The sequence below is a fragment of the Gulosibacter sediminis genome (assembly GCF_030011715.1).
Taxonomy (GTDB): Bacteria; Actinomycetota; Actinomycetes; order Actinomycetales; family Microbacteriaceae; genus Gulosibacter; species Gulosibacter sediminis.
Genome location: NZ_JASCYH010000056.1, coordinates 1 through 9,975, shown reverse-complemented (window position 1 = coordinate 9,975; position 9,975 = coordinate 1). Strand labels below are relative to the sequence as shown.

The following is a 9,975-nucleotide window of genomic DNA, read 5'->3' as shown; positions in this document are numbered from 1 at the left end:
AGTTTTGGCACCGCCAAAACTACAAAAAACGACCACTCAACCCCCTCGGCGGCACGTCGTTGCGGGTCGGCACCGTGTGAGAGTGGAAACGGAGGACGGCCGAGCCCCGAAAGGGGTCCGGCCGTTCTGCGAGTTGGGGTGAGAAGAGTGCTAGAGCATGCAGCTGACGCAGCCCTCGACCTCGGTGCCCTCGAGCGCGAGCTGACGGAGGCGAATGTAGTAGATCGTCTTGATGCCCTTGGTCCACGCGTAGATCTGCGTTTTGTTGATGTCGCGGGTCGTCGCGGTGTCCTTAAAGAAGAGCGTCAACGACATGCCCTGGTCGACGTGCTGCGTCGCCTCGGCATAGGTGTCGATGATCTTCTCGGGGCCGATCTCGTAGGCGTCCTCGAAGTACTCAAGGTTGTCGTTGTCCATGAACGGCGCCGGGTAGTAGACGCGGCCGATCTTGCCTTCCTTGCGGATCTCGATCTTCGAGGCGATCGGGTGGATCGACGAGGTCGAGTTGTTGATGTACGAGATCGAACCGGTCGGCGGCACCGCCTGCAGGTTGCGGTTGTACATGCCGTGCTGCTGGACGAGCGCCTTGAGTTCGCGCCAGTCATCCTGCGTCGGGATGTGGTGCTCGGCGAACAGCTCGCGCACGCGCTCGGTCTTCGGCGCCCACTCTTGTTCGGTGTACTTGTCAAAGAACTCGCCCGACGCATACTTCGAGTTCTCGAAGCCGCGGAAGCGCACGCCGCGCTCGCGCGCGATCTCCATCGACTCACGGATCGCGTGGTACACGACCGTGTAGAAGTACATGTTCGTGAAGTCGAGACCCTCTTCGGAGCCGTAGTGGATTCGCTCGCGACCGAGGTAGCCGTGCAGGTTCATCTGACCGAGGCCAATCGCGTGCGAGCCGTCGTTCCCCTCGCGGATCGACGGCACCGAGTCGATGCTCGACATGTCGCTCACTGCGGTGAGCGCGCGGATGGCCGTGCCGACCGCCTTGCCGAGGCTGTCCGAGTCCATCGCGAGCGCGATGTTCATCGAGCCGAGGTTGCACGAGATGTCCTCGCCGATGTGGTCGTACGAGAGGTCGTCGTGATAGGTGGACGGCGAGTTGACCTGGAGGATCTCGCTGCAGAGGTTCGACATGTTGATGCGGCCCTCGATGGGGTTCGCACGGTTCACGGTGTCTTCGTACACGATGTACGGGTAACCCGACTCGAACTGAATCTCGGCGAGCGTCTGGAAGAACTGGCGCGCGTCGATCTTGTGCTTGCGGATCTTCGCGTTGTCGACCATCTCGTAGTAGTGCTCGGTGATCGAGATGTCGCCGAAGGGCTTGCCATACTCGCGCTCGACGTCGTAAGGCGAGAAGAGGTACATCGGCTCCTTGCGCTTCGCGAGCTGGAACGTGATGTCGGGAATCACGACACCGAGCGAGAGCGTCTTGATGCGGATCTTCTCGTCGGCATTCTCGCGCTTCGTGTCGAGGAAGCGCATGATGTCTGGGTGGTGCGCGCTGAGGTACACCGCGCCGGCGCCCTGGCGAGCGCCGAGCTGGTTCGCGTAGCTGAAGCTGTCTTCGAGCAGCTTCATGATCGGGATGATGCCGCTCGACTGGTTCTCGATGTGCTTGATTGGGGCGCCAGCCTCGCGCACGTTGCTCAGGCTGAAGGCGACGCCGCCGCCGCGCTTTGAGAGCTGCAGCGCCGAGTTGATCGAGCGACCAATCGACTCCATGTTGTCTTCGATGCGCAGGAGGAAGCACGAGACATACTCGCCGCGCTGCTTCTTACCAACGTTGAGGAAGGTCGGGGTGGCGGGCTGAAAGCGGCCCGAGACCATCTCGTCGACGAGCGCGGTGGCGAGCTTCTCGTCGCCCTGCGCGAGGCCGAGCGCGACCATGAGCACGCGGTCCTCGAAGCGCTCGAGGTAACGCTGGCCGTCGAAGGTCTTCAGCGCGTACGAGGTGTAGAACTTGAACGCGCCGAGGAAGGTCGGGAAGCGGAACTTCGCGCGGTAGGCGCGGTCGCGCAGCTGACCAATGAACTCGAGCGAGTACTGCTCGATGACGCCGCCCTCGTAGTACTCGTTGTCGACGAGATAGGTGAGGCGTTCCTCGAGGTCGTGGAAGAACACGGTGTTCTGGTTGACGTGCTGCAAGAAGTATTCGCGCGCTGCCTCACGGTCCTTGTCGAACTGAATTCGACCCTCGGCGTCGTAGAGGTTCAGCATCGCGTTGAGCGCGTGGTAATCAATACCCGAGCTCTGCCCCTTCTTCGGGGCCTCGATCGTGATCACGTCGTCGCGAGCGTCGGTTGCTGTTGCCAAAACTGGTCCAATCCCTTGTTGACGTTCTGCACATCTTCTGGAGTGCCGAAGAGTTCGAAGCGGTAGAGCACGGGTACCTGGCATTTCGCCGCGATGACGTCGGCCGCCAGACCGTATGCCCGACCGAAGTTGGTGTTCCCGGCGCCGATGACGCCGCGCAGCAGTTCCCGATTCTCTCGGAGGTTCAAGAACTTAATGACCTGCTTGGGTACCGCGGTTTTCGGTGTACCCCCGCCGTAAGTGGGAATAATGAGCACATACGGCTCATCGGCGAGGATCGTGGGTTCGTGGGTATAGAGAGGGATGCGCCTGGCCTCGCGCCCCAGCTTGGTCAGAAACCGGTGCGTGTTTCCCGAAGCACTCGAGAAATACACGAGGCCAGACATGCCACCTCCCGAAGTTACGCGCTGCGCAGCTGCGCGAGTTCGGTGATCTTGTCGGGGCGGAAGCCCGACCAGGAGTCGTCCTCAGTCACGACGACCGGTGCCTGCAGGTACCCGAGTGCCTTGACGGCCTCGAGCGCCTTGTCGTCAGCCGAGACGTCGAAGACTTCGTACTCAATGCCCTGGTTGTCGAGGGCACGGTAGGTCGCGGTGCACTGAACGCAGGAGGGCTTGCTGTACACGGAAACGGTCATGCTGCTGCCTAACTAAACGAGATCTGACTTGGGTAAAACTTTGCGATCGTCATGGTGTCGCCGAAGCGGTGGCGCCACTAGATGTTGTGTCCAAGGAATCTAGCACCACTACATCTCGGATTACAAGCGTGTAATTATCCACATGAACATCCACAGGTTCACGGCGTGTCTGCACAGTTTTTCGGGTGTTATCCACATCGCCTCCACAGTTCGATGCACACTGACAAGACAAGTCGACCATGCGCCTCCGACATGCTTTGCCTGGCGCGAACGACCCGGCAAATCTGCCGCCGCTCACCGTGTCCAAGTGCCGTTCTGGACGCCAATCCACTAGCGTTCGTACCGGCCCTCAACCCGTCTTACGGAGCACCCATGAGTTACAACCCCGCACGCCCCGAAGGTCTTCCCGCGACACACCTCGAATCGATCGCCCAGACCGTCGGTGCGACCTTTGCCGACACCACAGCCACCAACGGTGACGTCGAGGTGAACGGTGTTTCGAGCTCGACCAACACTGTCGTCGCAGGCTCGCTCTTCGTCGCACTCCCCGGCGCACGCACGCACGGCGCCAAGTTTTCGGCCAAGGCGGCCGAATCCGGTGCCACCGCAGTGCTCACCGACCCGACCGGCGTCGAACTCGCGAGCGAGGCGGGCCTGCCCGTGCTCGTGCATCCAGACCCCCGCGCGGTACTCGGCCAGGTCGCCGCGCTCGTCTACGGCACGCACCGTGACTCCCCCGTACTCATCGGTGTAACCGGCACCAATGGCAAGACCACCACCGCCTACCTCGTCGACGCCCTCCTACGCGCGCTCGACGTTCGCAGCGGCCTCTCGGGCACGGTCGAGCGCCGCATCGGCGACACGAGCATCACGACCCGCGACTCTGGTCGCCTCACGACGCCCGAGGCCGACGACCTGCACGCGCTGAACGCCGCCTTCCGCCTCGCCGAGGTTGAAGCTGCCGCGATCGAGGTGTCGGCGCAGGCGATCACACATCACCGCATCGACGGCCTGTTCTTCTCAAGCGCCATCTTCACGAACTTCGCCCAGGACCACCTCGACGACTACGGCACGATGGACAACTACTTCGCGTCGAAGCTCGCGCTGTTCACCCCCGACCGGGTCGGCCACGCCGTCACGCTCGTTGACGACGAGTGGGGCGCGCGCCTCGCGAACGAGGCGAAGGTGCCGGTCACAACGATCAGCACGGATGCGCAAACCGCGGCCGACTGGCACGTCACGACCCGCGAGGTCGAGCTCGACCGTACGGAATTCACGCTCACCTCGCCCGATGGCCGCTCGCTCACAAGCTGGGTGAACCAGCCCGGCTCGTTCGTCGCGGTCGACCTCGCGCTTGCCGTCGTCGCCCTCGTCGAGGCGGGCTTCGCCTTCGACCGCTTCCTCGAAGCGCTCGACAACGAGCGAGGCGTCGAATTCACGCTGCCCGGCCGCCTCGACCCCGTCAATGCCGGCGGCTCCGGACCCCGCGTCTACGTCGACTACGGCCACACGCCGGCGTCGTTCGCGGCCGTACTGACGACGCTGCGCCAGTTCACGAAGGGTCGCCTGTTCATGGTGTTCGGCGCCGACGGTGACCGCGACCAGACGAAGCGCCCCGACATGGCTCGCTCGGCCGCGATCGCCGACGTCGTCGTGGTCACCGACTACAACCCCCGCTTCGAAGACCCTGCGGCGATCCGCAAGACGCTCGTCGATACGCTCCACACCGAGTTCCCCGACCGCGAGGTCTACGAGATCGGTGACTCGGCCGAGGGCATCGCGAAGGCCGTTTCGCTCGCGAACGAGAACGACATCATCTTCGTCGGCGGCCACGGCCACCGCCAAGACGTCGAGGTGCGGGGAACCCTCGTTCCCTACTCAGTCAAGGACGCCGTGCGCGAGGCACTGCGCGCATCCGGTTGGGACGCCTAAGCCGAACGCATTCCGCGTCACGCACGCCACGAGCCCTCAACTAGGCTCGTGGCGTGCGTCACTATTTTGAGGTGCTGCGGTCGCGGGGAGTTGCCCGACTCCTGTTCTCGCAGCTTGCTGCCCGCTTCCCCACCGGCATGCTCGCGATTGGACTGCTGATCCACGTCGAGCAGCGCCTCGGCAGCTACACGGCCGCCGGCATCGTGCTCGCCGCGTTCGGCATCGCCGAGGGCATCGCCGGCCCGCTCGGCGGCCGCCTCATGAGTCGATTCAGCATGCGCGGCATCCTCGTGCCGACCATGGTCGTCTGTGCCCTCGCGCTCGGTGCCATCGCAGTCGTGCCGATGACCACCTGGCTGACCGCCGCCGTCGCGTTTGTCGCCGGCATCACGGTGCCCCCGGTGTCGTCGGCCGTGCGCACCGTCTACCCCACCCTCGTGCGCGGACCGAAGCTCGTCACGCTCTTCTCGTTCGACGCGACGCTGCAGGAGCTCATCTGGATCCTCGGCCCGCTCGTCACGATCGGCATCGGCGCGATCTGGGACACGAGCATCACGATCCTCATCGCCGCGATCGTGCTGCTCGTCGGCAGCGTCTGGTTCGCGAGCGCGCCCGAAATCGGCATGGTGAAGATTCCGCCCTCACCTCGGCGCATGGGCGCAGTGCTGCGCAACCCCGTCGTCGTCATCATGTGCGTCGTGCTTATGCTCACGCTCAGCATCTGGGGCGCCATCGACGCGTCGATCGTCGCGCACTACGGCCACGACTCCCCCATCACCGGTGTGATCCTCGCGGTCTCGGCAGTCGGCTCGTTTGCCGGCGGCCTGCTCACCGGCAACCTGCCGATGCGCCGTAGCTCGCTCACCTCGCGGGTGTTCCTGGCCGTCGTCGGCACGATGCTCGCGCTCCTCGTTGCTGAAAACCCGTGGCTGCTCGCGATCGGTCTGTTCGTCGCAGGCGCCTCTTGCGCGCCCGTCATTGCAGTGGCGAACGCGAGCGTCAGCGCGAAGGTGCGCTTCAGCGACACTGCCGAGGCCTTCGGCTGGCTCGCGACCGCGATCATGTTCGGCTCGTCGCTGGCGAGCAGCCTCGCGGGAATTGCGATTGACCACCTCGGCTCGCGCGGCGGCCTCTATGTCGCCTCGGGCCTCGTCACCGCGGCCTTCCTCGTCGCAGTCTCGACGATCCGCTGGCACCCCGACCTGCGTCAGGCAAGCCTCGAACCGAAAGCCGATACTGGAGCAGGACCCATCATCGATCTCCGGCAGGAGATCTAGCCGACCGGATGCGCGGGTCACCGCCGAGGGATATGGTCGAGGGCGTGAGTGAACTTTCGCCTACACGTGAACTGCGCCGCGGCAGTCGCATCCCACTCCTCGGCCTCGGCGTCTACAAGATCAGCAACGAGGATGTGCCCGGCGCGATCGAGTCTGCAGTCGAGATCGGCTACCGCCACTTCGACACGGCCACCCTCTACGCAAATGAAGCAGGCGTCGGAGAGGGCCTTCGCCGCAGCGGCATCGACCGCGACGAAGTGTTCCTCACGACGAAGGTGTGGCAAGACAGCCACGGCTACGACGCCACCCTGCGCTCGTTCGACGACTCGCTCGAGGAGCTCGGCGTCGAGGAGGTCAACCTCTACCTGATCCACTGGCCGTCGCCCGCGCAGAACAAGTTCGTCGAGACGTGGGAGGCCCTGCTCCGTCTGCGCGACGAGGGACGCGCGCACGCCATCGGTGTCGCCAACTTCACGCCGACCCACCTGCAGCGTCTCATCGACGAAACTGGGGAGACGCCGGAGGCCAACCAGGTCGAGCTGCACGTGCGCTTCCAACAGCCTGAGCTGCGCGCGTTCCACGACGAGCACGGCATCGTCACCGAGGCATGGTCGCCGCTCGGCCGCGGCATCGACCTCGAGAACCCCACGGTGCAGGTCATCGCACAACAGCACGGATGCACGCCCGCGCAGGCGATCCTCGCGTGGCAGCTCGCGATCGGTAACGTCGTGATCCCGAAGTCGGTGCACCCCGACCGCCAGCGGGAGAACTTCGAGTCGCTGCAGGTGCGCCTCAGCGACGCCGACCTCGCGGCCATCGCCGCGCTCGACACCGGCGAGCGCGCGGGCAAAGACCCGGACCTCTTCGGCTAGGTGCGCCGGGCGGAAAGTTCCCGCCCGCAGCGAAAATCCGCCCTGCGTTGCGTGTCGCCAGGGTCACGATCTGACGTGAGGGTGACGATTTCACTCCCCGAAGCGCGGAGACTGAGGGCATGACTCCGACACGACGACGCCTCCTTGCCTCCCTCACGGGTGGGCTCGCTCTTGTGGGCCTGCTCACCGCCTGTGCCGTCGGCCCCGGTGCCTCCTCCAGCGCCGGCGACCAGCAGGTTTCCGATCCACAGCAGGACTACGCGCCGAGCGACGGCGGCGCGCAAGATGAGGCCGCGCCCCAGGAACAGACCGGCGATTCGGGCACCACCGCCGAGCGCGCGGTTATCACCACGACCTCCGCCTATGTCACCGTAACGGATGTGCCCGGCGCCGTCTCGGGGCTGCGTGGCCTCACCGACAAGTACGGCGGCTACATCGAGGCCCGCGACGAGTCGCTCGACTCGAGCCGCCCGAGCTCCAATGTCACGGTGCGCGTGCCGGCCGAAGACCACGACGCCTTCGTCGCCGAACTGAGCGAGTTCGGCGACGTAACGAGCCTGCAGTCGAGCGCACAGGACGTCACGATGGAGAAGGTCGACCTCGAGTCGCGCATTTCGGCGCTCGAATCGTCGATCACCTCGCTCGAGGCCATGCTCGAGGCGACCGACAACGTCACCGAGTTGCTCGAGGTTGAGGAGAAGCTCAGCGAGCGTCAGGCCGAGCTGCAGAGTCTCGAGAGTCAGCTCGAGGTGCTCGACGACGACGTCGCGATGTCGACCGTGACGGTGAACTTCAGCACCGAGTACACGTCGCCCGACGACGACAACGGCGGCACCTTCCTCGACGGCCTCGGCCAGGGCTGGCACGACTTCGTGTCGTCGCTCGGCCGCTTCGTGCAGGGCCTCGGCTACGCGATTCCCGGCCTCGTGATCTTCGCGCTCATCATCTCGGTGCTCTGGTTCGCGGTCATCCGTCGCCTCATTCGCCGCGCGCGACGCGGCCGAGGCGGTGCCCGCCCTGGCCGCGCCAACCCCGGCCCGCAGGGGCCGTCCTGGCCCGCGGGACCGAGCGAGCCCCAGCAAGCCGGTCCGCAACAGTCGGCTCCTCAGCAGCCAACGCAGCACCCCCAGTCCGAGCGGTCGACGGGCCGCCCGCAAGCGGAAGGCAGCGTGTCCGCCCCGACGAACGGCGGTGACCGCCCTACCGACGCAGAGACCGGTGCGGCGCCCACTGAAACTGCAGCGCACCGCGACGACGACGCGACCCCGCAGCAGCGGCTCGCCGATGGTTTGCCGCCCTTGACGCCACCCGGTGACCGCTAGCGGGCAGCGTGCGCTGTGCGTGATTGGGTAGTCTGCACAGTGCGTGTATTCGCGCGAAGTCCAACCGCAGAGGAAAGCAATGGCTGATTCGAACGACTTTCAGGACGACGCTGTCGATCCGACCAGCGACGACGCAGCGTCGGTGCCCGCCGACGCCGTGAGCCCGTCCGATGACTCCGGCGACGCCTCGATCGAGGCCCTCGAGGTCGGCGACGACGAGATCTCGGTTGCCCCGAACGAGGTCGAGAATGCCGCGCCGACCGAAGAGGAACTCGCCGCCCGCGAGGCCGAGGCCGCGCTGCTGCTCATCTTCCAGTCGACCGTCTTCGACAAGAACGGCGCCAAGATCGGTCGCGTCGGCCAGGTCTACCTCGACGACCAAACGCAGGAGCCGAACTGGGTCACGGTGAAGACTGGCATGTTTGGCACCAAGGAGTACTTCATTCCGCTCGACGAGTCGGAGCAGACCGAGAAGCGCATCACGGTGCCCTACGACAAGGCGAAGGTGCACAGCGCACCGTTCACCGAGATCGACCAGAACCTCTCGCCCGAAGAAGAGGACGAGCTCTACAACTACTACGAAGTTCCCGGCCGCACCACGGCCGAGGGCAGCCTCAACGTCGCCGACCCCGACGACGACGCGCCGAAGCAGAAGGCCGAGCCCGAGACCATCGCGCCCCTCGGCGGCGGCGTCTCGAGAGAGGACGAGCCGCTGCGCGCGTCCGACCTCCTCGGCGACACCACGGACTCGGGTGCGGACGCCCCCGCGACCTCGTCGGCGTTTGATGACATCGTTGCGGATGCGCCGAGCGAGTCGGACGCGCAGGACGCGACGCCCGCGAGCGACACCGGCGATGCGTCGCCGTTCGACGCGTTGGCGGCCGACGCCGAAGCCGAGACACCGCAGCGTGGCGACTCGGATGCGCTGAGCTTCGACGCGTTCACCGACGACGGCGACGACGCGGAGAATGGCGACGCCTCGCCGTTCGAGCGCCCCGACCGCGAGAACTGATACCCACGCACACGGCCCGGTGGAATATGACCACCGGGCCGTGTGTTCTCTCAACTATCGATTGGACTCCGCACCGAGGGTGCGGCACGAGGAGGCGTTTATGGCAACCACTGAGCTCAACGAGCAGAACTTCATGGAGACCGTGACTGGCGAGGGCATTCACCTCGTCGATTTCTGGGCCGCCTGGTGCGGTCCGTGCCGCCAGTTCGGCCCCATCTACGAAAAGGTGAGCGAGTCTCACCCCGACATCACCTTCGGCAAGGTCGACACCGAGGCGAACCAGCAGCTCTCTGGTGAACTCGGCATCCGCTCGATCCCGACGCTCATGGCGTTCCGCGACGGCGTGCTCATGTTCAACCAGGCTGGCGCGCTGCCCGCGGCCGCCGTCGAGCAGGTCATCGAGGCCGTTGCCGCCGCCGACATGGACGAGGTGCGCGCCGAGATCGAGAAGCAGCAGTCGGCCGCCGAGGCCGGCGAGGCCGCGCCGCGCACCGACGGTGCGCAAGTCTAAGCAAGCGCACCAGCTCAGCAAACGGGGCGTGGGGGGGGGGGGGGTGTTGGGGGCCCCCCCCCCGCGCGGGGTGGGGGGGGGGGGGTTGGC

Annotated in this window: 9 protein-coding genes; 6 read left to right on the top strand and 3 right to left on the bottom strand. The window is 65.6% G+C overall.

Annotation, left to right across the window (positions count from 1 at the left end; translation table 11 throughout):
• Window positions 1–150 precede the first annotated feature (150 nt).
• The 3 genes from nrdE to nrdH are packed head-to-tail and all read right to left on the bottom strand — an operon-like array spanning window position 151 to window position 2,959.
• Window positions 151–2,292: a class 1b ribonucleoside-diphosphate reductase subunit alpha gene (gene nrdE / locus QM019_RS11970; protein WP_125107396.1), complete on the bottom strand. Its 2,142-nt coding sequence runs from the start codon at window positions 2,290–2,292 to the stop codon at window positions 151–153.
• Window positions 2,289–2,708: a class Ib ribonucleoside-diphosphate reductase assembly flavoprotein NrdI gene (gene nrdI, locus QM019_RS11965; protein ID WP_125106365.1), complete on the bottom strand. Its 420-nt coding sequence runs from the start codon at window positions 2,706–2,708 to the stop codon at window positions 2,289–2,291. The genes nrdE and nrdI overlap by 4 nt, the downstream gene beginning before the upstream one ends.
• A 14-nt stretch (window positions 2,709–2,722) precedes the next feature.
• A complete protein-coding gene (gene nrdH / locus QM019_RS11960; protein WP_125106366.1) occupies window positions 2,723–2,959 on the bottom strand; it encodes a glutaredoxin-like protein NrdH in 237 nt (78 codons plus the stop codon).
• Between the two features lie 372 nt (window positions 2,960–3,331).
• Here nrdH and QM019_RS11955 point away from each other — a divergent pair, with 372 nt between their 5' ends.
• The 6 genes from QM019_RS11955 to trxA all read left to right on the top strand — a co-directional run bounded on the left by QM019_RS11955 (window position 3,332) and on the right by trxA (window position 9,885).
• On the top strand, window positions 3,332–4,891 hold the full coding sequence (locus tag QM019_RS11955; protein WP_282853185.1) for a Mur ligase family protein: 1,560 nt from the start codon (window positions 3,332–3,334) through the stop codon (window positions 4,889–4,891).
• Between the two features lie 53 nt (window positions 4,892–4,944).
• A complete protein-coding gene (locus QM019_RS11950; RefSeq protein ID WP_282853184.1) occupies window positions 4,945–6,168 on the top strand; it encodes an MFS transporter in 1,224 nt (407 codons plus the stop codon).
• Between the two features lie 44 nt (window positions 6,169–6,212).
• Window positions 6,213–7,040: an aldo/keto reductase gene (locus QM019_RS11945; protein WP_282853183.1), complete on the top strand. Its 828-nt coding sequence runs from the start codon at window positions 6,213–6,215 to the stop codon at window positions 7,038–7,040.
• Between the two features lie 119 nt (window positions 7,041–7,159).
• Entirely contained in the window at window positions 7,160–8,362 is a 1,203-nt protein-coding gene (locus QM019_RS11940) for a DUF4349 domain-containing protein (protein WP_282853181.1), read from the top strand.
• Between the two features lie 79 nt (window positions 8,363–8,441).
• Complete coding sequence (locus QM019_RS11935) at window positions 8,442–9,374, top strand: PRC-barrel domain-containing protein (RefSeq protein WP_282828446.1); 933 nt, start codon at window positions 8,442–8,444, stop codon at window positions 9,372–9,374.
• Window positions 9,375–9,474: 100 nt separating this feature from the next.
• Complete coding sequence (gene trxA, locus QM019_RS11930) at window positions 9,475–9,885, top strand: thioredoxin (protein ID WP_125106371.1); 411 nt, start codon at window positions 9,475–9,477, stop codon at window positions 9,883–9,885.
• Window positions 9,886–9,975 lie beyond the last annotated feature (90 nt).